The sequence below is a fragment of the Altericroceibacterium xinjiangense genome, assembly GCF_003958635.1.
Taxonomy (GTDB): domain Bacteria; phylum Pseudomonadota; class Alphaproteobacteria; order Sphingomonadales; family Sphingomonadaceae; genus Altericroceibacterium_A; species Altericroceibacterium_A xinjiangense.
The window spans coordinates 143,151-168,151 of the sequence record NZ_RSEK01000001.1; the positions used below are offsets into that span (position 1 = coordinate 143,151).

At 65.9% G+C, this 25,001-nt stretch carries 22 protein-coding genes and 1 pseudogene; 17 read left to right on the top strand and 6 right to left on the bottom strand.

From position 1 onward, the window contains the following. The first annotated feature begins 18 nt into the window (after positions 1-18). The 5 genes from ELY13_RS00780 (at position 19) to ELY13_RS00800 (ending at position 6,423) form a co-directional block, all read left to right on the top strand. Positions 19-1,416, top strand: coding sequence for a DUF2254 domain-containing protein (locus tag ELY13_RS00780; RefSeq protein WP_126171981.1), 1,398 nt, complete (start codon positions 19-21; stop codon positions 1,414-1,416). Between the two features lie 65 nt (positions 1,417-1,481). Beyond that, positions 1,482-3,125, top strand: a complete 1,644-nt coding sequence (locus ELY13_RS00785) for a M28 family metallopeptidase (RefSeq protein WP_126171982.1) — start codon at positions 1,482-1,484, stop codon at positions 3,123-3,125. Positions 3,126-3,189: 64 nt separating this feature from the next. Further along, entirely contained in the window at positions 3,190-5,046 is a 1,857-nt protein-coding gene (locus tag ELY13_RS00790) for a DUF885 domain-containing protein (RefSeq protein WP_126171983.1), read from the top strand. A 156-nt stretch (positions 5,047-5,202) separates the two neighbouring features. Beyond that, positions 5,203-5,901 carry a cytochrome c oxidase assembly protein gene (locus ELY13_RS00795; RefSeq protein WP_206435950.1) on the top strand — a complete coding sequence of 233 codons (699 nt, stop codon included), beginning with the start codon at positions 5,203-5,205 and terminating at the stop codon, positions 5,899-5,901. A 3-nt stretch (positions 5,902-5,904) separates the two neighbouring features. Then, positions 5,905-6,423, top strand: coding sequence for a CopD family protein (locus tag ELY13_RS00800; protein ID WP_126171985.1), 519 nt, complete (start codon positions 5,905-5,907; stop codon positions 6,421-6,423). Here ELY13_RS00800 and ELY13_RS00805 read toward each other — a convergent pair. Continuing rightward, complete coding sequence (locus tag ELY13_RS00805; protein ID WP_126171986.1) at positions 6,344-6,880, bottom strand: DUF2231 domain-containing protein; 537 nt, start codon at positions 6,878-6,880, stop codon at positions 6,344-6,346. The two genes, ELY13_RS00800 and ELY13_RS00805, sit on opposite strands and share 80 nt — an antisense overlap. A 24-nt stretch (positions 6,881-6,904) precedes the next feature. Here ELY13_RS00805 and coxB point away from each other — a divergent pair, with 24 nt between their 5' ends. The 12 genes and pseudogenes from coxB to ELY13_RS00865 all read left to right on the top strand — a co-directional run bounded on the left by coxB (position 6,905) and on the right by ELY13_RS00865 (position 21,302). Next, the gene (coxB, locus tag ELY13_RS00810) at positions 6,905-7,678 is read left to right on the top strand and encodes a cytochrome c oxidase subunit II (protein ID WP_126171987.1); all 774 of its coding nucleotides are present in this window, start codon (positions 6,905-6,907) and stop codon (positions 7,676-7,678) included. Further along, complete coding sequence (gene ctaD, locus ELY13_RS00815) at positions 7,675-10,191, top strand: cytochrome c oxidase subunit I (protein WP_126171988.1); 2,517 nt, start codon at positions 7,675-7,677, stop codon at positions 10,189-10,191. Before coxB ends, ctaD begins: the two co-directional genes overlap by 4 nt. Further along, entirely contained in the window at positions 10,188-10,559 is a 372-nt protein-coding gene (locus tag ELY13_RS00820) for a hypothetical protein (RefSeq protein WP_126171989.1), read from the top strand. The genes ctaD and ELY13_RS00820 overlap by 4 nt, the downstream gene beginning before the upstream one ends. Positions 10,560-10,643: 84 nt before the next feature. Next, a complete protein-coding gene (locus tag ELY13_RS00825; RefSeq protein WP_126171990.1) occupies positions 10,644-11,462 on the top strand; it encodes a universal stress protein in 819 nt (272 codons plus the stop codon). Positions 11,463-11,526: 64 nt separating this feature from the next. Continuing rightward, positions 11,527-14,367: a monovalent cation/H+ antiporter subunit A gene (locus ELY13_RS00830; protein WP_241233471.1), complete on the top strand. Its 2,841-nt coding sequence runs from the start codon at positions 11,527-11,529 to the stop codon at positions 14,365-14,367. After that, a complete protein-coding gene (locus ELY13_RS00835; protein WP_126171992.1) occupies positions 14,364-14,732 on the top strand; it encodes a Na+/H+ antiporter subunit C in 369 nt (122 codons plus the stop codon). The genes ELY13_RS00830 and ELY13_RS00835 overlap by 4 nt, the downstream gene beginning before the upstream one ends. Further along, positions 14,729-16,246: a monovalent cation/H+ antiporter subunit D gene (locus ELY13_RS00840; RefSeq protein ID WP_126171993.1), complete on the top strand. Its 1,518-nt coding sequence runs from the start codon at positions 14,729-14,731 to the stop codon at positions 16,244-16,246. Before ELY13_RS00835 ends, ELY13_RS00840 begins: the two co-directional genes overlap by 4 nt. Beyond that, positions 16,243-16,734 carry a Na+/H+ antiporter subunit E gene (locus ELY13_RS00845; protein WP_126171994.1) on the top strand — a complete coding sequence of 164 codons (492 nt, stop codon included), beginning with the start codon at positions 16,243-16,245 and terminating at the stop codon, positions 16,732-16,734. The genes ELY13_RS00840 and ELY13_RS00845 overlap by 4 nt, the downstream gene beginning before the upstream one ends. After that, positions 16,731-17,000, top strand: a complete 270-nt coding sequence (locus tag ELY13_RS00850; protein WP_126171995.1) for a K+/H+ antiporter subunit F — start codon at positions 16,731-16,733, stop codon at positions 16,998-17,000. Before ELY13_RS00845 ends, ELY13_RS00850 begins: the two co-directional genes overlap by 4 nt. A 4-nt stretch (positions 17,001-17,004) precedes the next feature. Beyond that, positions 17,005-17,418, top strand: coding sequence for a Na+/H+ antiporter subunit G (locus tag ELY13_RS00855; protein WP_126171996.1), 414 nt, complete (start codon positions 17,005-17,007; stop codon positions 17,416-17,418). A gap of 174 nt (positions 17,419-17,592) precedes the next feature. Further along, positions 17,593-18,966 (top strand): annotated as a pseudogene (locus ELY13_RS00860) (aldehyde dehydrogenase family protein); the annotation flags it as partial. A 278-nt stretch (positions 18,967-19,244) separates the two neighbouring features. Next, on the top strand, positions 19,245-21,302 hold the full coding sequence (locus ELY13_RS00865; protein ID WP_164549668.1) for a DUF3857 domain-containing protein: 2,058 nt from the start codon (positions 19,245-19,247) through the stop codon (positions 21,300-21,302). Positions 21,303-21,446: 144 nt separating this feature from the next. Here the strand turns inward: ELY13_RS00865 and ELY13_RS00870 are convergent, their stop codons facing one another. From ELY13_RS00870 to ELY13_RS00895, 5 genes are read right to left on the bottom strand one after another with little or no spacing between them, the layout of a single operon-like run. Beyond that, entirely contained in the window at positions 21,447-21,929 is a 483-nt protein-coding gene (locus ELY13_RS00870; RefSeq protein ID WP_126171999.1) for a hypothetical protein, read from the bottom strand. 10 nt (positions 21,930-21,939) lie between these two features. After that, entirely contained in the window at positions 21,940-22,299 is a 360-nt protein-coding gene (locus ELY13_RS00875; RefSeq protein ID WP_126172000.1) for a hypothetical protein, read from the bottom strand. Between the two features lie 23 nt (positions 22,300-22,322). Then, the gene (locus tag ELY13_RS14895; RefSeq protein ID WP_164549660.1) at positions 22,323-23,981 is read right to left on the bottom strand and encodes a hypothetical protein; all 1,659 of its coding nucleotides are present in this window, start codon (positions 23,979-23,981) and stop codon (positions 22,323-22,325) included. Positions 23,982-24,011: 30 nt separating this feature from the next. Continuing rightward, positions 24,012-24,488 (bottom strand): hypothetical protein, encoded by a 477-nt coding sequence (locus tag ELY13_RS00890; RefSeq protein WP_126172002.1) that lies wholly within the window; start codon positions 24,486-24,488, stop codon positions 24,012-24,014. Positions 24,489-24,512: 24 nt separating this feature from the next. After that, positions 24,513-24,971, bottom strand: a complete 459-nt coding sequence (locus ELY13_RS00895) for a DUF3617 domain-containing protein (RefSeq protein ID WP_126172003.1) — start codon at positions 24,969-24,971, stop codon at positions 24,513-24,515. Positions 24,972-25,001 lie beyond the last annotated feature (30 nt).

Below are 25,001 nucleotides of genomic sequence, written 5' to 3' on the forward strand. Positions count from 1 at the left end.
CAGCCGGGCTGAGCGCCCATGAACAGCAGCATTCGCTCCCGATGGCTGAGCCTGAAGGCCAGCTACTGGTTCCTGCCCACGATCCTCACGGTACTGGCCATGCTGCTGGCTTGGGGGACCATTCACCTCGACAGGGTGTGGGGGCCCGAATGGCTGGAAGCTTATGGCTGGTTCGAGGTGGCCCGCCCCGATGGCGCACGGGCGCAGCTGACCGTGATCGCCAGCGCGATGATCGGCGTTGCTTCCACGGTTTTCGCGATCACGATCGCAGCGGTCGCCTATGCTTCGGGAAGCTACGGGCCCCGCTTGCTGACCAACTTCATGCACGACCGGGGCAACCAGCTGTCGCTGGGCACCTTCATTGCCACGTTCCTCTACAATCTTCTGGTCCTGCGGGTCGTCCGCGACCCCAAGGACACGCTGGCCCCGGGCGAAAGTGCCGAAGCGCTGGGCGCCTTCGTTCCGCAGCTGTCGATGGCCCTGTCCGGCTTGTCCCTGCTCTTTGCCGTGGCGGTTCTCGTCTACTTCCTGCACCACATTCCCGCGAGCATCCGCATCAACACAGTCGTCGGCGGGATCGGCCGACGGCTGATCCGGGACATCGAACGGCGCTTCCCGGCAGAAGGCGGGTCGAACGAGCCGCCCGACCTCGTCCGGGGAGAACCGATCACGGCCCGCGACGTCGGCTACATCGAGATCATCGATTTCGCCACGCTGGACGCAATCGCCCGTCAGGAAGATGTACGGCTGGCGCTGCGGGTTCGCACGGGCGATTTCATTCACCCTCACCTTCCCGTGATCGAAGTCGCGGGCGCGGAGCCGGACGAGACGCTGCAGCGGCGGCTTCTCCAGTGCTTCTCGCTAGGCGATTCCCGCACACCCACGCAGGACCTCGAGTTCCTGATGGACGAGCTGGTCGAGATTGCGCTTCGGGCGCTTTCGCCGGGGATCAACGATCCCTTCACCGCGATCACCAGCCTGCACTGGATGGGCGCCGCGCTGGCGAAGCTCGCCAACCGCAGCCTGAACGAGGGGCCGGAGCAGTCGGGGTACGACCCGGCCCGCGTCGAGCCGATTGCGGACGATTTCGAGCACTTCCTCAGGCGATCCCTGGGCGGCGTCCGCGCGGCGGCGGCGACCAACGAGACCGCGGCGGAAATCTTCATCGAGGTTCTTCACGGCGTCCTGCTGGGAGCGACATCGGCCCGGCGCAAGCAGCTGCTGGCGCAGGAGGCGCGGCTGATGGTGCAGCAGGCCGAAACTGCCCTGCACGGCCCCTCGCTCGCGCTCGTGCGGAACAAGCTCCAGGCTTTCGAGCGGAGAGCGGCCCTGAACGGCCCGGACGATCCGGAGGTGGAGCCGGTCCACCGGGGGCCGGAAACCAGATCGAGGGATGCAAGCCGGATGGGTGCGTGATGCGCCGCCACCCGGCTTGTGAGACGGGCTTGTGAGCAGAAGCAGGTCGGCCTAACCTGTCTCACATGAAACAAATCCTGCTTGCTCCCTTGCTGACCCTCGCCGCGTGCGCGACCACTCCTTCCACGGTTGCCGATACCTCTCCGATTTCTTCCCAGCGCTTGTCGCAGGACGTGCGCACGCTTGCTTCCGATGCGTTCGAGGGGCGCGCGCCGGGAACGGCCGGGGAAACCATGACGGTCAACTGGCTGGTCGATGAGCTGAAGGCGATCGGGCTGGAACCGGGCGGGCCGAACGGCGAATGGACGCAGGCCGTGCCGATGGTGCACACCCAGCTGGAACCGGGCACCATGGCGGGCACCGTCAGCGGGCAACCCCTGCCGCTCACCCAGGCGCAGGAGCTTTACGTCAGCACGGTGCGGCCGGTTGATCGCGTCACGATCGCGAACGCGCCGATGGTGTTCGTCGGCTACGGCGTGACCGCACCGGAACGCCAGTGGGACGATTTCAAGGACGTCGACCTCAAGGGCAAGGTCGCGGTCTTCCTGGTCAACGATCCGGATTTCGAAGCGGCCGCGGGCGAAGCGGCAGCGGATCGCTTCGGCGGGCGGACGATGACCTATTACGGCCGCTGGACCTACAAGTTCGAGGAAGCCGCCCGGCGCGGCGCGGTGGCGGCGCTGATCGTCCACGACACGCCCGGCGCCGGATACGGCTGGGATACGGTCACCGCGCCCGGCGGCGAGAATTACGATGTCGCCAACGCGTCCGACAGGCTGGCCCTGCAAGGCTGGCTGCACGGCGATGCCGCCGCCCGGCTGTTCGCGGCTTCCGGGCTGGATCTGGCCGAACAGCGGATCAGGGCCCGCTCCCCCGAATTCCGCCCGGTGCCGCTGCCCGCCACGTTTTCGGCCAACGTGCCGGTGACGCATGAAGCGCTGCTGAGCCGAAACGTGCTGGCGCGGCTGCCCGGTGCCGTCCGTCCTGACGAAGTGGTGATGTATGGCGCGCACTGGGACGCCTACGGCCACGGCGTGCCCGATGCCGCGGGACGGACCATTCGCCCCGGCGCGAACGACGACGCGCTGGGCATGGCCGGGCTGCTCGACATCGCGCGCGCGTTCAAGCGGGGACCCGCGCCGGAACGCAGCGTCGTGTTCGGCTTCTGGACCGGCGAGGAGCGCGGACTGATCGGCTCCGAGACGTACGCGACCAATCCCGTTTATCCCGCCGCCAAGACCGTGGCCAACATCACGCTGGACATTCTCCAGACCGGCGGACCCGCGCGCGACGTGATGCTGGTTGGCAAGGGCCAGAACAGCCTTGAGGACGATCTTGCGCGCGCCGCCGCGACGCAGGACCGGGTGGTGACGCCCGAGACGCTGCCGGAGCGCGGCCTGTTCTACCGCGCCGACCACTTCTCCCTCGCCAAAAGGGGCGTGCCGACGCTGCTGTTCATGGCGATCAGCGGCGTTCCCGACCTGGAGCAAGGCGGACGTGAGGCGGGGCAGGCCTGGCTCGATGGCTACATGCGGTGTTACCACCAGACGTGCGATGCGTGGAGCGAGGACCTCGACTTTGCCGCCGCGGCGGAGGACGTGACGCTCGCCTATCAGGTGGGCCGCGATCTCGCCAACTCCACTCGCTGGCCGGAATGGCGCGAAACGTCCGAATTCCGGCAGGTGCGGCAAGCCAGCCGCGCCAACTGACCTTCCCTTTTCCGGCTCGTCCCGATCGTCCGAGCCGCCGACCCGATCATGCAAAGGAATGCCGATGCTTCTCCGCTTGTCACCGCTTCTCCTTCTCGGCGGCTGCGCGGCCGCCATGCCGCCGGTTGCCGTAGCCCCGTCCGCCCCTGCCCTGCCCGCCCCGGTCTCTCCCGCTACGGTCTCTCCCGCGACGAACACGGCCGCCGAAGACGCGCGCCTGCTGGCCTTCCTCGACGCCAAGTTCGATGAGCAGGTCGCCCTCGACCCCGAGGCGCTGACCAGTCTTGGGATCAAGCAGGATTACGACAAGCTCGGCGATTATACGCTGGCCGCGACCGAGAAGCAGATGCAGCTGGCCGAGCGCCAGCTGGCTGAGCTGACCGCCGGATTCGATCCGGCGCGTCTCGGCCCTGCGGCGCGGCTCAGCTATCGCCTGTTCCAGCGCGATGTCGAGCGGCAGCGCGAAAGCTATCGCTTCCGGGAATACGGCTTTCCCGTTTCGACCAACGGCACGCCGGCTGGTGAAATTCCGGTGTTCCTGATCAACCAGCACCGGGTCGACACGGTGGCCGATGCCGAAGCTTATGTCGCGCGGCTGGAGGACAGCGAGCGCGTGATGCGCGAAGTGGTCGAACGGATCGAGCAGCAGGCCGCAATGGGCATCGTGCCGCCGAAGATGGTGTTCACTCCGGCACGGGCCGATGCGCAAAGCATCCTGGAAGGCGCACCGTTCGGAGGCGGAGCGGACAATCCCCTCTGGGCCGATTTCCAGAAGAAGGTCGCCGCGCTAGATGCTCCGGCCGAGATCAAGACGCGCCTGCTGGAAGACGGGCATGCCGCGCTGACCGGGCCGTTCCGCCGGGGGGTGGAGACGCTGGTCGCCGGGATCGACCGGCTTGAGCCCCGCGCGACCGGCAACGACGGCGCGTGGAGCCTGCCGGAGGGCGAAGCCTATTACGCGGACCGGCTGCGCGCCTACACCACCACCGACCTGACGGCCGACCAGATCCACCAGATCGGGCTGCAGCAAGTCGCGAGCATCCGCGCGGAAATGGAAGCGGTAAAGCGCGAGATGGGCTATTCCGGCACGCTGGAGCAGCTGTTCGGGCAGTTGCGCACTGATCCGGCCTACAAGTATCCGAACACCGACGCCGGGCGGGAGCAGTATCTTACCGATGCGCGGACCCTGATCGACACCGTGCTGGCCCGGTCGCCGGAATACTTCCACCGCCTGCCGGAAGCGAAGCTGGAAGTCCGCGCGGTCGAGCCATTCCGGCAGGACACCGCCCCGGTTGCCTTCTACAACCGGCCCGCGCCCGATGGATCCCGGCCGGGGATCTTCTACGTCAACCTGGCCGACATGACGCAGGTGAACAAGGTCCAGACCGATGGCATCGCCGCGCACGAAGGCGCGCCGGGGCATCACTTCCAGATTGCCCGTGCGCAGGAACTGGAGGGGCTCCCGAAGTTCCGGCGGTTCGGCGGCTATGGCGCCTACACCGAAGGCTGGGGCTTGTATTCGGAGCGGCTGGCCGACGAAATGGGCGTCTATACCAGCCCGGAACAGCGTTTCGGCATGCTGTCGCTTCAGATGTGGCGCGCGATCCGGCTGGTGCTCGACACCGGCATTCATTCCAAGCGCTGGTCGCGGGAGCAGGCGATCGACTACTTCCGCGCCAACTCCCCGAATTCGGAGCGGGACATCGTCAAGGAAGTCGACCGCTACATCAACAATCCCGGGCAGGCGACGAGCTACATGGTCGGACAGCTCAAGATTGCGGAGCTGCGCGACCGCGCCAGGCGCGAGCTCGGCCCGCGCTTCGACATCCGCGATTTCCATGAGGTCGTGCTCGGCCAGGGGCCCTTGCCGCTGAACGTGCTGGAAGAGGAAGTGAACCGCTACATCGCCGCGGCCACCTGATCGGCGGCGCGGCTTAATTCGAAAGCAGGAACACAGGCTGGCGAAACCGTATCGCGCCGGGGGCGTTGGGCAATCAGCTAGCGACAGCCTGTCGTTCTTCGGCCCGAGAACAGGGAGGCGGCCATTACCGGGATTCCTTACTGCGGCCCCGCGCCGTTGCCCGATGCGATCCATTCCGCCTGGAACCTGGATCCGATCCTGCTTGCCGTGCTGGCAGCCGCCGCCTGGCTGATGCGCGCCCAGCCCGGGCGGGTGCAGCTGGGCCTTGCCCTTGCGGCCGTCGCCTATGTGTCGCCGATCTGCGCCCTGAGCGCGGGCTTGTTTTCCGCGCGGTCGGTTCACCACCTGCTGATCGTGTTCGGGGCAACCCCGCTGCTCGCCCTGGCGACGTGGGACGGCAGCCGGACGTGGGGACTCGACCGGGCGCGCGTCTCGCTGTCGGTCGCGTTCCTGCTGAACGTCGCGGTGTTCTGGGCCTGGCACGTGCCGTCGCTTTACGCATGGGCGTTGTCGAGCGATGCGGCTTACTGGGTCGGACAAGCCGCGCTGCTTGGATCGTCCGTGCTGTTCTGGAGAGTGCTCTACCGGTCCGACACGACGGCACCGGCCGCGTTCTTCACGCTGATCGCGATGGTGATGCAGATGGGCCTGCTCGGCGCGATCCTGACCTTTGCACCGCAGGCGGTTTATGGTCCGCACTTCCTGACCACGCAAGTCTACGGTCTTGCGCCGGTTGCGGACCAGCAGCTTGCCGGATTGATCATGTGGGTGGGCAGCCTGCCGCTGACCGTCATTGCCGGCTGGGCGGTGCTGCGCCGCCTGATCGGCCCGATGGTGAGAGAGGCGTCAGCCTGACCGATGCTGTGGCTCAAGTTCCTGCACATCATGGGCATCACGGTCTGGGTCGCGGGCCTGCTGTATCTGGCGGCAATGCTGCTGGGCCACAGCAATGTCCGGGACCGCCAGGACTTCGCCCGCGTGCGCATGGCCAGCCGGTTTGCCTATATGGGCGTGATCTCCCCCGCCGCCTTCATCGCGATCGGCGCGGGCGGGGCCTTGCTGTTCATATCGGATGCGCTTCACCCGTGGATGTTTCTGAAGCTGATGGCGGTCGGCATTCTCGTCATCTCGCACATCAAGTACGGCTACGTGCTGACCCACCTTGCCGACGAGGAAGCCGAGGGCCCGACCTTGCGGATCAAGGCGATTGCGGCGACGATCCTCGTCTCGGCAACCGTGGTTCTGTGGCTGGTGCTGTCGAAGCCGGCAATTTCGGAAGATGCCTTCCCCGACTGGCTCATGGAGCCGGGGTTCCTAGAACGGCCGGCAAGTCCGGTTGCGGCTCCTCCTCCCCCTCCTCGTCTCCCTCAATCATGACGCCGACCTGATGTTCGAACACCAGCTTCCCGCCTTGCCAGCCCGCAAGGCCGACGAACACGAGGCCGCCCAGCGACAGGACGAGGCCCCACGGGAGGACCGCGGCCTGCGCATCGAACAAGCGCATTCCCCAGTTGGCGCCGATCGTCGCCAGCAGCATCATCGCCGCAACCGCGTGCGTCCAGCTTTCGGGCCTTCGGCGAATACCGGGACCGGCGAGCAGTTCAGCCGTGCCGGCCAGGCCGGAAAGTACCCCCAGCCCGAACCCCCAGCCACTGGTCCAGAGGCTGACGCGCGCGAAGAACGGGTCGGCGGTCAGCCACCAGAGCACGTCGCCCCCCAGCGTCGCGACGACCAGCGCGATCGGAAAGGTGACCAGCATTGCATGAATGGGATGGCCCGCCAGCGCGATGCGGGAGCCGACACCGACATTCCGGGCTTCGTCGAGTTTTGCCATGACCTGCCAACGCACCGGGGCCGCATGAGTTGCCCCGCGAAGTCCTTTGCCGGTGCGATTGCCGCCACGCTTCTTCTCGGCGCGTGTTCCGGGGAACTGTCCACCCTCGATCCGGCAGGCCCGGCGGCGAGCCGGATTGCCACCCTCTGGTGGGTGATGCTGGGAGGGGCTTTCGTGATCCTGCTGGGGGTGATGGGGACAGCGATCTACGCCTTGAGAAGCGCCGCGAAAGAGCGGAATTTTTCCACGCGCAAGGTCCTGATCGGCTGGGGACTGGCGTTTCCCATCGCCACGTTGCTGGCGTTGATGGCGGTCAGCTTCCTTCCCGGGGAACTGCTCCCCCGCAGCCCGGAAGAGAACGCGATCCGGGCGCAGGCTCATCAATGGTTCTGGACTTTCGACTATCCCGGAGGTGAGCGGACGATCGACGTGCTCCACGTGCCCGCGGGCGAGGAGTTCGCGATCGCGATCACCAGCGAGGATGTGATCCACAGCTTCTGGATCCCGCGCCTGGGCGGAAAAATCGACGCGGTGCCGGGCAAGGTGAACCATATCCGGCTGAAGGCGGACCGGCCGGGCCGGTATCTTGCCACGTGCGCCGAATATTGCGGGATCGGGCATGCGCACATGCGGTTTGAAGCCCTTGCCCATCGTCCTGAAGACTACGCGGCCGCGCTGACGGCGGCGACGGACCGGGCGGCGGCGCGGGCGCCGGTGCTGGAACAGCGGGATGCGCCGGCGGCGCTCGTGATTGAGGAATGGGGCGACTACCTGCTCGACTGGCTGGGGATAACATGAGCGAGGAACGCCACAACAAGGCGCTGGAATTCCATTCCGAGCTGGACCCGCTCTATTCGCCGCCGAAGACGCGGTTCGGGTTTCTTGCTGCGACGAACCATTCGGTCATCGGCATTCGCTTCATGGCGACGGCGATCGGGTTCTTCCTGATCGGCGGGATACTGGCGATGCTGATCCGCGCCCAGCTGGCCGGACCGAACACGCAGTTCCTCGATCCGGGGCAGTACTCGCAAGTCTTCACCATGCACGGCACGGTGATGATGTTCCTGTTCGCGATCCCGCTGATCGAAGGGTTTGCGCTGTATATGCTGCCCAAGCTGCTGGGCGCGCGGGACCTTGCCTTCCCCCGGCTCAGCGCGTTCGGATACTGGTGCTATCTTTCGGGCGGCCTGATCCTGCTTGCCGCCCTCCTGTTCGGCGTTGCGCCCGACAGCGGCTGGTTCATGTACACGCCGCTGTCCTCGAAACCCTATTCGCCCGGCATCAACGCGGACGTCTGGCTGCTGGGGGTGACGGTGGTGGAAGTGTCCGCCGCCTGCGCGGCGATCGAGTTCATGGCGACGGTGCTGAAAGTCCGCACCGGGGGCATGGCGCTGTCCAAGATGCCGATCCTGGCGTGGTACCTCTGGGCTACCTCGGCGATGATGCTGGTCGGGTTTCCGCCGCTGATCCTCGGCTCGATCATGCTGGAAGTGGAACGCGCGTTCGGGCTGCCGTTCTTCGATCCCGACAAGGGGGGCGATCCGCTGCTGTGGCAGCACTTGTTCTGGCTGTTCGGCCATCCGGAAGTCTACATCATCTTCCTGCCCGGCGCGGGCATCGTGTCCACCATCCTGCCGGTGTTCGCCCGGCGCCCGCTGGTCGGATACAACTGGATCGTCGCCGCGCTGATCGCGCAGGCCTTCATCAGCTTCGGCTTGTGGGTGCACCACATGTTCACCACCGGGATTCCGGATCTCAGCCTGGCGTTCTTTTCGGCCGCCAGCCTGCTGGTGGTGGTGCCGACCGCGATCCAGATATTCTCCTGGCTCACCACGCTGCTGAAAGGCCGCCCGGACTTGTCCCTGCCGATGCTGTGGATCTACGGCTTCTTCTTCATCTTCGTGACCGGCGGCCTGACCGGGGTGATGGTGGCGATCGTGCCGTTCGACTGGCAGGTCCACGATACCCACTTCGTGGTCGCCCACCTGCATTACGTGCTGGTCGGCGGGTTCGTGTTTCCGGTGCTAGCCGGCATCTATCACTGGATGCCGCTGTTCACCGGGCGGCGGTCCGACAAGGGGCTGGGCGTGCTCGCCTTCTGGCTGGTGTTCATCGGCTTCAACCTGACCTTCTTCATCATGCACTTGACCGGGCTGCTGGGAATGCCGCGCCGGGTCTATACTTATGCCGAAGGCCTTGGATGGGAGCTTCCGAACCTCGTCTCATCCATCGGCGGGTTCATGTCCGCGGTCGGGTTCGGGCTGGTCCTGATCGATGTGCTGGTCCAGTGGCGCTTTGCCCCGTTCGTGCACCGGAATCCCTGGAAGGCGGGAACGCTGGAATGGGGCATGGCGACGCCCATTCCGTCCTACAACTTCGCCAGCCTGGCTCACGTGGAATCGCGCGATCCGCTGCACGACGACCCCGATCTGCCCGCGTGCCTGGCCGCCGGGGAAGGCTATCTGGCGGGACATCGCGGCGATTACCGGGACACGCTGGGCGTGGACGGCGTGACCGGAGAGCCTGAGCAGATCATCCTGCTGCCCCCGCCCAGCTACCTGCCGCTTCTGACGGCCTTGCCGCTGGTCGGGGTCGCCTTGTGCTTCCTGTTCAGCTTTTACGTGGGATCTGTAATCCTTGCGGTGGTGGTGCTGTTCATGGCGCTGCGCTGGCTTTGGGAAACGGGCTTGCGGGAGGATCCGGCTCCGATCGAGGCCGGCTTTGGCCGCACGCTTCTGCCCCACCCGGCAGTCGAGCAGGCGCCCGGCTGGTGGGGGATGATCTTCACGCTGGTGTTCGATGCCACGTTCTTCGCCTCCCTACTGTTCGGCTATATATTCCTGTGGACCATCGCGCCGAACTGGCCGCCGCCGCGCTTTCTGGAACCCGCTCCGATCCTCGCGCTGCTGACGCTCGCTTCGCTTGGCCTTGGCGGGTTTGCCGCATCCCGCGCCGTTGCCGCGAACCGGCAGGAACGGGAAAGCAGCCGGTCATCCTGGCTCCTGCTTGCGGCCGCATCCGGCGTGGCGGCGACGTTCGGCCTGCTGGCGGTGCCGATATGGCTTGCCCCTCCGCCGACCGAACATGCCTACAGCGCCGCCGTGCTGATGCTGTCCGCTTACGGCGCGTTCCACACGGGTCTCAGCACGGTGGGATCGCTGTTCGTGCTTGCCCGGTGCCGCCGGGGCTTCGTTTCGCCCCTGCGCAGTCTGGACGTGCGCAATGCCTCGTTGTTCTGGAGCTATTCGGCCGTCAGCGGTGCGATCATCGTGGCCGTCATCCATCTGATGCCGCTGGTGGGCGCCGCATGATCCCGGCTCCCACCAATCGGGAAGCTCTTGGGCTGGTGGCCGGGTTCGGGCTGTGGTCGCTCACGTTCCTGCTGCTGTACGGCGGTCATGGTCTGGCCTGCGGACTGGGCGCGCGGCCGGAAGACGGAGCAGCGCTGACCCGGATCCTGCTGCTGGCTGTGTGGATCGCGATGCTTGCTGCGCACGGCGCGTTGATCGTCTGGTTCGTGCGGCGCCTGCGGGCGGCTTCGGACACGCTCCGGTTCGTTCGCCGGGCTTCCGTTGTGCTGGCGGTGGCGGCGCTGGTGGCGACGTTCTGGACCGGGCTTCCGGTTGCTGCGCTGGAAATCTGCGACGGTCAATCCGTGGGTCTCCCAGACCCGGGATGAGGCAATCGGCCCGCGCCCCCTTCTCTCCCCGTGCCGGTCTGTTAGGAAGGATGCCGGACCGCACGGGAGGATCAGGAGCAGAGCATGGCTCGGGAAATCGTCTTGGCCGCAACGGACCTGAGCGCCCGAAGCGACCGGGCGATCGATCGGGCGCTTCAGCTGGGTGCCGAACTGGGCCTGGCCGTCGGGGTGATCCACGTAGCGGACCCGAAGGCCGATCCGGAACAAAGCTCCGGCCGGTTGCGGGACGCGGTTCGCGCCGCCCTTCCCTCTCCCGAAGCGGAGGCAGAGATCATCATCGCCGCCGGTTCGGCGCCCCGAACCATTGCAGAGGTCGGCAGGGATCGCGATGCCGCCATGATCGTGACCGGGGTGGCGCGGTTCAATTCACCCGGCGACTACCTGCTGGGAACGGCGGTCGAACACATCGTCCGCCATTCGCGGGCACCGGTGCTGATCGCCAAGCACCGCCCCCATCGCCGCTATGAGACAATCCTTTGCGCGGTGGACTTCTCCGATCACTCCGGAAACGCGCTGCGCACGGCCCTCCAGCTGTTCCCCCGATGCAAAGTGCTGGCCCTCCACGCATACCATGTGCCATTCGAGAGCTGGCAAAGGGACGCCTATGTCCGGGAGGAAACCGAAAGTGCCGCGCACACGCAGTTCAGGGCCTTCATCGACCGGCAGCCGCTTTCCGATCAGGAGCGCAGCCGACTGGACATCCGGCTCGCCTTTGGCGATGTGGGTCCGGTGCTGAGGGACGAGATCGCGCGCGAAGGATCGGATCTCGTGGTGTTCGGAACGCAGGGGATGGGCGGCCTCAGGCAAGCGACGATCGGCAGCACCGCCGCTTCGCTGCTGGAGGGCGTGACCCCGGACACGATGATCGTTCCTCCGGAATGAGGGATCTGGACGTTGCTGATGGTGCGCCGCTTCGCGGCTTGAACGGAGCGGTTGCTTGGACTTGTTGCTGATCTCTGTACTGCCGTTCCTGGGCGCCCTGGCCGTGAGCCTGGCCGCCCGGTGGACGCGAACCGCGCAGGCGATCATCGCCGGCGGGTTCACCCTTGCCGCCGTGCTGCTGCTCGTTTCCAAGGCACCGGCGGTTCTGGGCGGACAGGTGATCGGTTCCCGGCTGGAATGGATTCCGGCACTGGGCCTGAACGTCGAATACTTCCTCGATCCGCTTGGGCTGATGTTTGCGGGCCTGATCCTCGGCATCGGGCTGCTGATCATCATTTACGCCACGTTCTACCTTTCGGCCGCCGATTGTTCCGCACGGTTCCTGGCGTTCCTGATGCTGTTCATGGGGGCGATGCTGGGCATCGTCATTTCGGACAACATCCTCCTGCTTCTGGTGTTCTGGGAGATGACCAGTCTCTCCTCGTTCCTGCTGATCGGGTTCTGGCGGCACTTGCCGGAAGGACGGCAGGGCGCGCGCATGGCGCTCGCGGTCACGGGCGGCGGGGGACTGGCGCTGATCGCGGGGATGCTGGTGCTCGGCAACATTGCCGGATCCTATCAGCTGACCGAGATCCTGATCGCGCGGGAGGCGATCCAAACCTCGCCGCTTTACCCAGTCGCGCTGGTGCTGATCCTGATCGGCTGCTTCACCAAGTCGGCGCAGTTCCCGTTCCACTTCTGGCTGCCGCAGGCGATGGCGGCGCCGACCCCGGTCAGCGCCTATCTCCACAGCGCCACGATGGTGAAGGCGGGCGTCTTCCTGCTGGCGCGCCTCTGGCCGGTGCTGGCCGGCACCGACTTGTGGTTCTATCTTGTTGCCACCACCGGCCTTGTGACGATGCTGCTCGGGGCCGCGATTGCCTTGTTCAAGGACGATCTGAAGGCGCTGCTGGCTTACTCCACGATCAGCCATCTCGGCCTGCTGACGATGCTGTTCGGTTTCGGCACGCCGATGGCGGCGGTCGTCGGCGTGTTCCACATCCTCAACCACGCGACCTTCAAGGCCGCCTTGTTCATGAATGCCGGCATTGTCGATCATGAAGTCGGCACGCGGGACGCGCGGCGGCTTGGCGGGCTGGTCCACTTGATGCCGATTGCCGCCACGCTTGGCACGATCGCCGGTCTGTCGATGGCCGGGCTTCCGCCGTTCAACGGCTTCCTGTCCAAGGAAATGATGCTGGAGGAAGCGACGCACACGGTCTGGGGCGGGCTGGAATGGCTGGTGCCGGTGATCGCGACGGTCGCGGCGCTGCTTTCGGCCGCTTATTCGTTCCGTTACGTCGCCCACGTCTATTTCGGGCCCCGGCGGGACGATTATCCGAAGGCTCCGCACGACCCGGGCATCGGCTTGTGGGGTCCGCCGGCAGTGCTGGTCGTGCTCGTGGTGCTGATCGGCCTGTTTCCCGCTGCCACCGCCGGGCCGCTGGTGCAGGAAGTCTCGGGCGTGGTGATCGGCGCGGAACCGCCCTATTTCGCGCTGAAGATGTGGCACGGCTTCACGCCCGCCTTGATAATGAGCATCGTTGCCGTGCTGGGCGGGGCGCTGCTCCTCTGGCGTCACGGCTCTGCCGAACGGATCTGGCGCGCTTTGCCGCTGCCGGTGGCGAAGAACATGTTCGACCGGTTTACCGCGTTGCTGGTTACGACCAGTCGCACGATCACCGACGCAATCGACACCGGCTCCCTTCAGCGGTCGCTGTTCGTCTTTTTCCTGGTTGCGATCGGCCTCGGGATCGAGGGGATGAGCGCTGGCGAGTACGCAGCCGGCGCGCGCGATACCATCCCGGCGTCCTCTATCGACGTGATCGCCTGGCTGGCGCTGGTCGGGGGCACCGTGGCCGTGATGGTCTCGCAGCAGCACCGTTTCCTGACGCTGGTGTACATCAGCGTCGTCGGCCTGGTGGTGTCGCTGGGCTTCATCCATCTTTCCGCGCCCGATCTGGCGCTGACTCAGATCTCGGTCGAGGTGGTGACGATCCTCCTGCTTCTCCTTGCCCTGAATCTCCTGCCGAAGCGTGCCTGGCCCACCAGTTCAAGAACGCGCCGCATCCGCGATGCCGTTCTGGCCGTGATTGGCGGCGGCGGCGTCGGCTGGCTTTCCTGGGCGGTGATGACCCGGCAGCCGAACGATCCGATCTCCGCGTTCCACTGGGCACAGGCGAAACCGGGCGGCGGCGGCACCAACGTGGTCAACGTGACGCTGGTCGATTTCCGCGGTTTCGATACGTTCGGCGAGATCATCGTCCTCGGCATCGCCGCGCTGGGGATTTTCGCCTTGCTGGAAACGGCGGCGCGGGGCGCTTCGGGGCGGCGCCTGCTCGCCTGGAAGCCGGACCTGATCCGTTCTCCCGAACGCCACCCGATGATGCTGGTTGTCGGCAGCCGCCTGATCCTGCCGATGGCGATCGTCGTGGGGCTCTACTTGTTCCTGCGCGGCCACAACCTGCCGGGGGGCGGCTTCATCGCCGGTCTGGTCTTCTCCATCGCGATGCTGATCCAGTACATGGCCTCCGGGTTCGAATGGGCCGAGAAGCGCCGCCGGATCGAACGCCATGCCCTGATCACTCTCGGCATCCTTACCGCCGCTGCGACGGGTCTCGGCTCGCTCGTCTTCGGTGAACCGTTCCTCACCAGCGCCTTCGGCTATTTCCACCTACCGCTTATCGGCGAATTCGAACTGGCGACGGCGCTGCTGTTCGACATCGGCGTTGCCCTGACGGTGATCGGCGCGGTCATGCTGGCACTGTCCCAGCTTTCCAACGTGGCCCAGCGCGCCGAAAAGATCGAACACGTGGAGCATCCGATGGATATCGACCCCAGCCGCACGACGGAAACGAACCTATGAGTCTCGAGTTTCTGGTGGCCAGCGCAGTCGGCCTGATGACCGCGGCGGGAATCTACCTGACGCTGCGGGGCCGCACGTTCTCGGTCGTGCTGGGCATCGCGATGCTTTCCTACGCGATCAACGCGTTCCTGTTCTCGGTGGGCCGGTTGATCGTCAACGCGCCGCCGATCTACGCGAAAGGAGTAACCGAATACGCCGATCCGCTGCCGCAGGCGCTTGTCCTGACGGCGATCGTCATTTCCTTCGGCATGACCGCGCTTGTCGTCGTCCTTGCCCTGCGCACCTACCTGGAAACCGGGACAGACCACGTGAACGGCACTCCGGACGCCGGGGAAACGCCTTCTGACAGTGAGGGTGACGTTTGACGCACCTCATCATCGCCCCGATCCTGGTGCCGGCCATCATCGGCGCCCTGACGCTGCTTCGCACGGCCCGGCACACGCTGCTCGGCCGCGGTCTCTCGCTCGGCTCCACGATCGTGCAAGTCGCGGCCGCCCTTGCCCTGTTTGCCGAGGCATCCACCGGAACGATCCGGACTTATGCGCTTGGCGGCTGGGCGGCGCCGTTCGGCGTCGTCATCGTGCTGGACCGGCTTTCGGCGATGATGCTGCTGCTTACCGGCCTGCTCGCCCTCGGGGTGCTGGTGCACGCCGTGCTCACCGGGCTGGATCGGCGCGGCTGGCATTTCCACCCGCTGTTCCAGTTCCAGCTGCTCGGGCTCAACGGCGCGTTCCTGACCGGGGACTTGTTCAACCTGTTCGTGTTCTTCGAAGTGCTGCTGATTGCCTCGTACGGGTTGATGCTGCACGGGCAAGGCGGTGCCCGGCTGCAGGCGGGCATGCAGTATGTGATCGTGAACCTGGTCGGATCGACCCTGTTTCTGATCGCGGCCGGGATCCTGTATGGCGTCACCGGAACCCTGAACATGGCCGACCTCGCGCTGCGGATCGGCGCCGCCCCTCCGGGCGACCAGCCCCTGATCCGGGTCGGGGCGCAGCTTCTGATCGCGGTGTTCGCGCTCAAGGCCGCGTTGTTGCCGCTGCACTTGTGGCTGCCCCGGACGTACGCCAATACCTCCGCCCCGGTGGCCGCCTTGTTCGCGATCCTGACCAAGGTCGGCGTCTATTCGATCCTGCGGCTCACCACGCTGGCTTTCGGGGAGAACGCCGGCGCGGTTGCGTGGGCGCCGGCCGGCTGGATGCTGCCGGCTGCCCTTCTCAGCCTGCTCGCCGGTTTTCTGGGGGTGCTCGCGGCGCGGCGCCTGCGCCTGCTCGCCGCCTTCGGCGTCATCGGCTCGACCGGTACCCTGCTGTCCGCCATTGCCTTGTTCGAACCGGACGCCACCGCGGCCGCCTTGTACTATCTTCCGCATTCCACCCTTTCGGGTGCGCTCCTGTTCCTCGTCGCCGATACGATCGGCCGGGCGCGGAAGCGGGAGGACGACCGTCTGGAGCCTGACCGTCCGTTCGCGGGAATGGGGCAGCTTTCGCTGCTCTTCCTGCTGTCCGCCATCGCACTTGCGGGGCTCCCCCCCTTCTCCGGGTTTATCGGGAAGCTGCTGATCCTGACGGCGGCAGAAGGATCGGCGGCGGCGCCCTGGATCTGGGCCGCCATCCTCATAGGGACCTTTCTTGCGCTGTTCGGGCTGGCCTGGGCCGGCACCATGCTGTTCTGGAAAACCACCGCAGAGGAAGAGCTTGCCTCTTCCAGCTGGAGGAAGGCCGCAACCATACCTGCCTGGGGCGTGTTCTTCCTGCTGGCGGCGCTGACGGTGTTCGCCGGCCCGGCGACCCGGTATGCCGAAGCCACTGCGCAACAACTGTTCGCGCCGGAAGCCTATGTGGCGGCCGTGCTCGGGCCGGAAGGGAGCGGCCGATGACCCAACGTCTTTTCCCCCATCCCGGGCTCAGCGTGCTGCTGATCGTGGTGTGGCTGCTGCTGCTGAACGACCTGTCGTTCGGCGCGGTACTGGTCGCGCTGGTAGTCGGCCTGCTGGTGCCGCTGTTCACCGCGTCCTACTGGCGCAACAAGCCGGGGCTGCGGTTCGGATGGGCGACGATCGACTACGTTGCCGTGGTGGCATGGGACATCGTGATCGCCAACTTCCAGGTGGCATGGCTGATCCTGTTCCGGCGCGACCGCGATCTGCGTTCCTGCTGGCTGGTGATCCCGCTCGACGTCCGCCAGCCCGAAGCGATCACGACGCTGGCCGGCACGATCAGCCTGACCCCCGGGACCGTTTCCGCCGATGTGTCCGCCGATGGGCGCTCCCTCCTGGTTCACGCGCTCGACACGGCGGATCGGGACGCCGACATCGCGCGGATCAAATCCCGCTACGAAGCGCGGTTGTTGAGGATTTACCAATGATCGCCATCGCGATTTCCGCCGGCTTCGTGATGATCTCGGTCGCCATCCTGCTCAACGCCGTACGGCTGTTTCTTGGGCCTACCCGGGGCGACCGCATCCTGGCGCTCGACACGATGGTGATCAACGCCATCGCGCTGATCGTCCTGATCGGCATCCATGAGCGGACGACGTTCTATTTCGAAGCGGCGTTGCTGATGGCCATGGTCGGCTTCGTCGGCACGGTGGCCTACGCCAAGTTCCTGCTTCGCGGCGACATCGTGGAGTAGGCCGATGGAACGTGTCGCTGAAATCCTGATCACGATCCTGATCCCCGTTGGCGGCGCGTTCGCGTTGATCGGGTCATGGGGCCTTGTCCGCCTGCCGTCGCTGATGACGCGCCTGCATGGCCCCACCAAGGCTACCACGCTGGGAGTGGGCAGCATCCTGATTGCCTCGATGCTGTACTTCCCGGTGTATGAGGGGCGGTTTTCCGCACACGAACTGCTGATCACGCTGTTCCTGTTCATCACTGCGCCGATCACGGCCAACATGATCGCGAAGGCGCATCTTCACCGGCAAGGCAGCGGCATCGATCCCAACCCGGCGGACGAGATGCCCGAAGGACTGCCCGATCCCACCAACTGGGCCACGTTCCGGACGAACGCCAGCAGGCGCTCGGACGCGCAGCATCCGGACGAGAATTAGCGCCCTTGCCGCTCCTGTTGCTTGCGTAATGCCGCAGGGAACACCGCAACCGACCCCGGGGGAAACGAAACTGTTGCGACACGCCGCCCCAGCGCGGCGGTGGTGAGGGGGACCCCGCGGGGCAAGGCCTTGTCTTGCAGGGACGGGGCAGCCTAAAAGGCCTTCAGCAACGTCCTCCCAGAAACGGAACAACACTTGATGTCCAGCACCACGCAAACAGCCCAAGACGTCTCTCAGGAAATCGCCCGCGTGTTCGCCTTGCAGCAGGAGAACCAGTGGGACGTGAAAGCCACGACGGCAGAACAGCGCAAGGCAAAGCTTGCCAAACTGAAGGCCTCTGTCGAAGCGCATGCCGACGATATCGTCGCAGCCGTGCTGGAAGACACACGCAAGCCCGCGCAGGAAATCCGCGTCACGGAAGTGATGAACGTCGTCTCCAACATCCAGCGCAACATCGACAATCTCGATGAGTGGATGAAGCCGACCGAGATCACCCCCTCCCTCAACCCGGAAGACAAGGCGCAGATCGTTTACGAAGCGCGCGGCGTGTGCCTCATCCTCGGCCCGTGGAACTTCCCGCTCGGCCTGACCTTCGGTCCGGTCGCGGCCGCGGTCGCCGCGGGTAACTGCTGCATGATCAAGCTGACCGACTTGTGCCCGGCAACGGCTGCGATTGCCGGCAAGATCATCCGCGAGACCTTCGATGAAAACGAAGTCGCCTTGTTCGAAGGCGATGTCAGCGTCGCGCAGGCTTTGCTTGAACTGCCCTTCAACCACATCTTCTTCACCGGCAGCACCCGGGTCGGGAAGATCGTGATGGCCGCAGCCGCAAAGCACCTGGCCACCGTGACGCTGGAACTGGGCGGCAAGTCCCCGGTCATCGTCGATGAAGGGGCGGATATCGACAAGATCGCCGCCGACCTTGCCTCCGCAAAGCAGTTCAATGGCGGGCAGGCCTGCATCTCGCCGGACTATGTCTTCGTGCGGGAGGAGCAGAAGGACCGCCTCGTCGAAGGCTTCAAGGCCAACGTCGCGAAGAACCTCTATTCCGAAGATGGCTCCATCAAGAAGGAAAGCATCGCGCAGATCGTGAACAAGGGCAACTTCGCCCGCGTGAAGGAGCTGTTCGACGACGCGGTTTCCAAGGGCGCGACGGTGGCCGCAGGCGGCAAGCTGGAAGAGGACGATCTGACGATCCACCCCACCATGCTCACGGACGTCACGCCGCAGATGAAGATCCTGCAGGAAGAAATCTTCGCACCCGTCCTGCCGGTGATGACCTACGAGAATCTCGATCAGGCGATCGGCTACATCGAAGCCAGGGACAAGCCGCTGGCGCTGTACATGTACAGCGGCAACAAGGACAACGTTCAGAAGGTGCTGAGCCGGACGTCATCCGGCGGCGCGACCATCAATGGCGTGTTCTCGCACTATCTGGAAAACCAGCTTCCCTTCGGCGGCGTCAACCAGAGCGGGACGGGCAGCTATCACGGATACTTCGGCTTCAAGGCGTTCTCCCACGAACGCGCCATCTACTTCCACCAGTAAGCGCGAAGGGTAGCGATACCCTGAGGAGAACTGGAACCCGATCGGTCATCGAGACAGGTTCCAGTTGCTCCAACTCTCTTCTCGCCTGACGACTGCGCGGGACATAGCCCGGGCAGCCGCAGCGCTGGCTTGAGCGGCCCTCAGCACCTTGCCTGCCTTCGCAGGGAGGAAGAACAACGCTCCTGTCCGGGCACGCGGCGCAGGCACCCTTCATCATGACCTGTTGCAATATGAGCTCCCGACCAGCACAGTTGCATGGCTGGGATGGAGGGGTCGCCATGAAGATCGAGCGTCTGGGGCGTTGCCTCTTGTCAGGGATGATGCTGTCGGCGGCGGCGATTGCCCCGCCTGCGCTGGGGGCATCGAACCCCGAGCCGCTGGTTGCCGCCTATCCCGCATGGGCAGAACCACTGGGCGAGGATGCTTCGGATCTGGCCGATCCGAATACGCCGCTGCACATCCATCAGTCCCTGCAAGGCCACATAGGGAAAGACGCCGATGAGCTGCTGACGGCCTGGCGCGCCCGCATCCTGAAGCCGGAGGGGCTGCAAATCGGCAATCTCTCGATTCCGTGGATGCCGGGATCTGCGACGCTGGCCATTCATCGCCTCCAGATCCTTCGCAACGAAGAGACGATCGACGTGCTGAAGGACAGCACGTTCACCGTCACCAATCCGCAAACCGACGCCGAGGCCGCGATCCTGTCCGGCGTGTACATCGCGCAGCTGCAAGTCCCCGGCCTCAAGGTCGGCGATACACTCGATGTCGCCTATTCGATCAAGGGACGCGATCCCGCCTTGTCCGGGGCAAGCAGTTTCCTGATGCAGGCGCCGGTCCAGGCGCTTTCCGGAAAGTTCGGTCTGAAGGTTTCCTGGGATGAGGGGGCGGGTCCGCGGTGGAAGTCCACCCCGGACGTGAGCGACGAGGTGCAGGCCGGCGCGGACTGGCTGGCGCTTGAGATGACCAACCCGACGACGGTGAACTTCCCCAAGGACGCGCCGCAGCGCTACGGTTACGCGCGGCTTGTGGAAGTGAGCACCTTGCTGGACTGGCAGACCGCTTCCCGCCAGGTGAACGCCTTGTTCGACAAGGCCCGCATGCTTGAGGACGAGTCAGCGCTCGTTGCCCGGTCGCGGGAAATCGCCGCCAGCCATGAAACCGATCTTGCCCGGGCAGAGGCGGCGCTCGCGCTGGTTCAGGACGATATCCGCTACGTCTACATCGGGTTGAACGGCGCCAATCTCACTCCTGCGACAGCGGACGAGACCTGGCAGCGGCGCTTTGGCGACTGCAAGGGGAAGACCGCCATGCTGCTCGGCCTGCTCGATCGGCTGGGCATAGAGGCGCAGCCCGTCCTTGCCGCATCGACCGGCGGAGACGGCCTGCAGGACAGGCTTCCGACCATTGCGCTGTTCGACCATGTGCTCGTTCGCGCGAAGCTGGACGGCCAATGGTACTGGCTCGACGGGACGCTCTCGGCCGATCCGCGGCCGCGGATCGCGCCGGCGGTCAGCTACCGTCAGGTGCTGCCGCTCACGGTGCAGGGAAGTGATCTGCTTGCCTTGTCGCCCCGGCCGCTCGAGACGCCGAGCCGGGTCGAGGTGCTGAACATCGATGCCTCCGCAGGCTACGACGCGCCAGCCGAGGTGACGATGCGCTGGATCTTTCGCGGACTGCCCGCCATCGCGCTCCAGTCCACCCTTGGTGCGATGACGAAAGCCTCGGCCGAAGACCAGCTTCTGCAGGGGTTCGGCTCAGGCTGGCTGGTCGGAAATGAGGCATCGTGGCGCTGGGTACCCGAACGGGGTGCGCTGGAAATCTCCGTTTCCGGCAGTGCGGATCTCGATTGGGAGGCGGACGAGGAAGGTCAGCACGAGCTGACGCTCCACGCCGCAGGGTTTTATCCGCCGGACAAGCGGTTGCGACCGGCGAAGCAGGACCGCACGGCGCCCTGGGCGAACGACATCGACAGTTTCGTCTGCCGGGCCACGACCACTATTTTGCCGCAGGCGGCGCCGGGGCTTCGCTGGGACCACGACACCGGCCCCATGATGCAGGAGATCGGCGGCGTCGCCTACTGGCGGGTCGGGACTATCCGCGACGGTTCCGTTCGCACGATCCAGAGCACGCGAACCGTCAAGGCAGAAATCTCTCCCGCGGAGGCCCAGCAGGCCAACGACAGCATAGGCGATTTCGACAACAGCAAGTCGAGTGTCTTCGAAGCCAGACGGCCTTCCGGTGACACGCTGCACACGAAGACCGACAAGATCACAACGGTCCCGACTGCGGGTGAAATCGACTGGCTGGCCGATGATGTGCCCTGCTCTGCTCCCTGACGGTCGCCACCATCTGACCTGCGGCCATCGCCTCTCCCGACCGCCGCCGCGCTTGCAAGTCGTACGCTTGACCAGCCACCGGTGGTACTCAGCGCGCGTGCTTTCACCCGCTGGGCCTCCACCGGCAGACGCGCCGAACTCGGCTCAGGCTGGAGCGGCCTGCAAGGCGGTTTGCCACCCCTGGACCGACATGGTCGCGAGGTATTCCTGCTGCATCTCCGGAGTGAGCACCTCGATCATGCGCTCGCCCTCGATCCACATCTCGATGACACCGAACAAGCCGCCGCGCTTGCGGTACTTGGCTGGCCAACCCTCCCGCCGAGCGACCTCGAGCACCTGCTCCGCCGTCAGCGGCGTGGCCATCGCGAAGTGGGTGGCGTGGCGCAGACCGTTCGGTTCTTGCGGCACGCTGCGGCCGAACGCGTCCGCATCTCCGCTTGCTTGTTCGAGAACGGTACCCTGCGGATAGACTTCAATCATGGTGTTGCGGTCATCGCCTGCCATGGCCAACCAGGAGCCGTCCGCGACCGGCGGGAACGGGTGGACTGCGCCGCTGCCGAACAGCTCGGCAAGCACGGCGGCGACGTGGCGGGGATTTCGGGCATCGATCGACAAGTGAAACAACATGGCGGCCTCCTTATTCCTTCGGGGTAGATGGGCGGGGCGCGTTGGTGCGCCCCGTGAACTTGCGCATCATTTCCGCCGCGGCCTGCCCATCGGCATCGGTCCGGCTCGCCATCAGGCTTGTCAGCTCATCGAGAACCTTCTGTGCCTCCGGGTTCGGCGCGGCCTGGCCATCGCCCTGGAAGGCTTGGAGCGCCGCCATGACCTGCGCCGTGTCACCTTGGCTGTCTGCTTGCTCTGAAAGTTCGCGTTGAACCGGCGCACCTGCGCTCTCAAGCGGGGCGCGAGCATCGGGTGGGGATGCGAGCGCAGGCGCAGCGGCTGCGACCGCGGCGAAGCTTGCGGCATAAACCGCGAAACGTTTGCTGATCATGGTCCTGTCCTTTGACGATGGTGCTACTCGGCGCGTCGGGCAGCTGACCCGCCAGCGGTGAATGTCTGGGAAACCGTGCCGTCGCTGATCGTGATCGGGCCCGAAATGGCTTGGTCAAACACGTAGCGGAGGCGAATCTCGCGCCCTGGCTCTGCGTAGACCAGCGCGGGCAGTTCGTTGTAGGCGCCGCGCTCACCCCGCACCGAATACAGCGCGGAGACGGAAGTAGCCTTGGCTCCATCGGGATCGGCGGCCGACAGCTTGATCCAGCCCTTCGAGGTAGCCTCTACCGCGGTGCCCGGATTGCGGAGAGTCAGGAACGCCTCAAGCTTGCCGTCGCGCGCCGCAGCGATGCGATCGATGCGTACGTCGAACTTGGAAAGCGCCTTGAACGCGCCGCTCCCAGCGGCTGGCGCAGGGGCCGAGCTTGCGCCCGGATCGGCCTGGGCGACCGAGAAGAACAGGGCCTTGTTGTCGCTCTCGCGGATGGAAACGCGCTGGAGCGGCGCGTGGACGACCGGCGGAGCCAGCACGAAGCGGAACTTCAGCTCGCCGCCCGGCGGCACCGTCGGGGACCGGCCGAACGACGCCGGCGCGTCACCGCCTGCACGCCAGACCTGGCTCTCGCGGACGCCTACGCCGTCAGCATCCGTCATCACTGCGACGAACGTGCCGGCACCCACCTGCCGCTCGCTTCCGGAGCGATTCCTGGCGGTAAGGAACACATGCACCCGCCCATCCCGCTCCGCGCGCGCCTCGTCCAGCCGTACATCGAAGCTCTTCAGCTGGTGGAACATGCCCGCCTGGGCCGTCCTGTCGGGAGCGGGAGCGGGAACCGGTTGGGGCGCGGGTGACGGTGCCGGTGTGGGTGTGGGTGTGGGTGCGGGCGTTGGCTGCGGGGTGGCCTCGGCACGTGTCGCTTGCCAGAACTGAACGCCGCCGATCGACTTGGATTTACTGCCGAACGCGTAGAAGGTCTGGCCATCGGGTGACAGGACGATGTTGAACCCGGTCGTATCGGCGTCGGTGCCGCTCCGGCGCCAATCCTGAGTTTCGCCTGATGGCCGGGCAGATCCTCTCATGGCGTGCAGAACGCTGACTCCGCCCGGCCGCGTGAAGGAGCCTTCCAGCGACGTTTCGGTGTTCCGTGCGGTAATCGTGAGGTCGCCGAGCGGAGTGTTCCACTTGCCCGTCATCGCCCGGGCAACCTCGATCGCCGGGCGCAGGGCGGCAGGCCCGCCGATCTCGGTCGTACGCTCCGCAAATGCGGCGAACTGCTCCCCGGAGCGGGAGGCGGTCAGCGTGAGAAAGCCACTGTCGGAAAGCAGCAACTCGACGCCTTGTTCGCCAGAATCTCCGGTCCCTCCGACCACGCCGACCAGCCGGTGTTCACCCGCCTTGGTCATGTCGAACTCGATCCAGTCCGTGTCGACCATCTTGCCGTCCCGCTCGCTCCAGATCAGGCCGGACACCTGCCCCTTTACGACCTTGAGCTCGAGATAGTGCCGCGCGCGCCCGTTCGGCAAAGCCTGCAGGGCCCAGACGCCGTTCCACGCCGCAAAGGGTTGAGCCTGGGCCTGCACTGCGGCTGGGGCGGCTATTGCGGCGAGCGGCAGCGCGGTGCCGGCAAGCAGCAGGAGCTGGAGCGCCACGGCGGCGCGGCGGGATTTGGGGCAAGTCATCGGAAGGTCCTTGAGAGAGCGCGCGTGCGCTCAGTTCCAGTTTGCATCGGCAGGCGCAGCCGCCTCGGCCGGGGCAGGCGTACAAGCGGTTGCGGCGTCCGCTGCCGGGTTCGAGTCGGGCGAACCGCTGTTGGCGAGTTCGGCGGCTGTGCCGGTAACGGCGCCGGCAATCCGGGCGGTGCGGCCGTGACCCGCGAGCCCGGCAACGGCGCCGGCAACGTTTGCACCGGAATCGCCGCTCGCTGTGACGGCCGTGCCGGCCACCGCTCCGGCCACTCGGGCCGCCGTGCTGTCACCCAGGAGATTGCCTCCTGCGAGCACATCGCCGACACCGGCGCGCTTGGCGGCCTTGAGGATGCCGCCGAGGCCGAAACCCTTCTTCTTCGGCTTTGCCGGCTTTTCGGCTGCGGCGGTTGTCGGGGCGCAGGTCTCGGCCGACGCGGGGGTCACGTAGAAGGTGAGGAACAAGGCCGCGCCGACGAGTGCATGCAGGCGGTGCTGGGTCATGAGTGTTCTCCGGGATGCTGGTGATCAGGCGTCGCCGCTGCCGGCGGGGCACGTCGGGGCAATGCGGCGGGAGGTCGAGACGACGGTCATGCTGATCGGCCTGGCGCCTGGGGCAGGAACCATCGTCATGCTCATGTTCATGCTCATGGCCGTCGGCGAGTAAGTGCCCGTCTGCTTGAAGGTCGATCGAATCCCGCCATTGTTGCAGGTGCCCGAGACCGCGAACTTGCCGCCGCCAACGGTGCGCGACCCAAGCTTGCAGCTTCCGTCCTTCACGGCCTCGGCCAGCTGGCGCTCAATCGTCCTGATCTTTACGTCCTCAGGAGTCAGGCAATCGCGCGCCTTCGTCCCGCCGGGCTTTCCGGGAGAGCTCGTCCTCGTTTCGTACAGGCCCGGCAGCATCCGGGTTTCTGCTGGTGCGGCGTTGGCCGCCAGAATCGCAGGCAAGGCAGCGGTTGCGACGAGAAGCGTCTTCGGGAGCATTGCATTCAACCTTCTTCGGTGGGTTCAGGC

Coding starts and splice junctions, on each gene's coding strand:
- ELY13_RS00780 (WP_126171981.1), top strand. CDS start 19: ATGAACAGCAGCATTCGCTCCCGATGGCTGAGCCTGAAGGCCAGCTAC.
- ELY13_RS00785 (WP_126171982.1), top strand. CDS start 1,482: ATGAAACAAATCCTGCTTGCTCCCTTGCTGACCCTCGCCGCGTGCGCG.
- ELY13_RS00790 (WP_126171983.1), top strand. CDS start 3,190: ATGCTTCTCCGCTTGTCACCGCTTCTCCTTCTCGGCGGCTGCGCGGCC.
- ELY13_RS00800 (WP_126171985.1), top strand. CDS start 5,905: ATGCTGTGGCTCAAGTTCCTGCACATCATGGGCATCACGGTCTGGGTC.
- ELY13_RS00805 (WP_126171986.1), bottom strand. CDS start 6,880: ATGGCAAAACTCGACGAAGCCCGGAATGTCGGTGTCGGCTCCCGCATC.
- coxB (WP_126171987.1), top strand. CDS start 6,905: ATGAGTTGCCCCGCGAAGTCCTTTGCCGGTGCGATTGCCGCCACGCTT.
- ctaD (WP_126171988.1), top strand. CDS start 7,675: ATGAGCGAGGAACGCCACAACAAGGCGCTGGAATTCCATTCCGAGCTG.
- ELY13_RS00820 (WP_126171989.1), top strand. CDS start 10,188: ATGATCCCGGCTCCCACCAATCGGGAAGCTCTTGGGCTGGTGGCCGGG.
- ELY13_RS00825 (WP_126171990.1), top strand. CDS start 10,644: ATGGCTCGGGAAATCGTCTTGGCCGCAACGGACCTGAGCGCCCGAAGC.
- ELY13_RS00835 (WP_126171992.1), top strand. CDS start 14,364: ATGAGTCTCGAGTTTCTGGTGGCCAGCGCAGTCGGCCTGATGACCGCG.
- ELY13_RS00845 (WP_126171994.1), top strand. CDS start 16,243: ATGACCCAACGTCTTTTCCCCCATCCCGGGCTCAGCGTGCTGCTGATC.
- ELY13_RS00850 (WP_126171995.1), top strand. CDS start 16,731: ATGATCGCCATCGCGATTTCCGCCGGCTTCGTGATGATCTCGGTCGCC.
- ELY13_RS00855 (WP_126171996.1), top strand. CDS start 17,005: ATGGAACGTGTCGCTGAAATCCTGATCACGATCCTGATCCCCGTTGGC.
- ELY13_RS00865 (WP_164549668.1), top strand. CDS start 19,245: ATGAAGATCGAGCGTCTGGGGCGTTGCCTCTTGTCAGGGATGATGCTG.
- ELY13_RS00870 (WP_126171999.1), bottom strand. CDS start 21,929: ATGTTGTTTCACTTGTCGATCGATGCCCGAAATCCCCGCCACGTCGCC.
- ELY13_RS00875 (WP_126172000.1), bottom strand. CDS start 22,299: ATGATCAGCAAACGTTTCGCGGTTTATGCCGCAAGCTTCGCCGCGGTC.
- ELY13_RS14895 (WP_164549660.1), bottom strand. CDS start 23,981: ATGACTTGCCCCAAATCCCGCCGCGCCGCCGTGGCGCTCCAGCTCCTG.
- ELY13_RS00890 (WP_126172002.1), bottom strand. CDS start 24,488: ATGACCCAGCACCGCCTGCATGCACTCGTCGGCGCGGCCTTGTTCCTC.
- ELY13_RS00895 (WP_126172003.1), bottom strand. CDS start 24,971: ATGCTCCCGAAGACGCTTCTCGTCGCAACCGCTGCCTTGCCTGCGATT.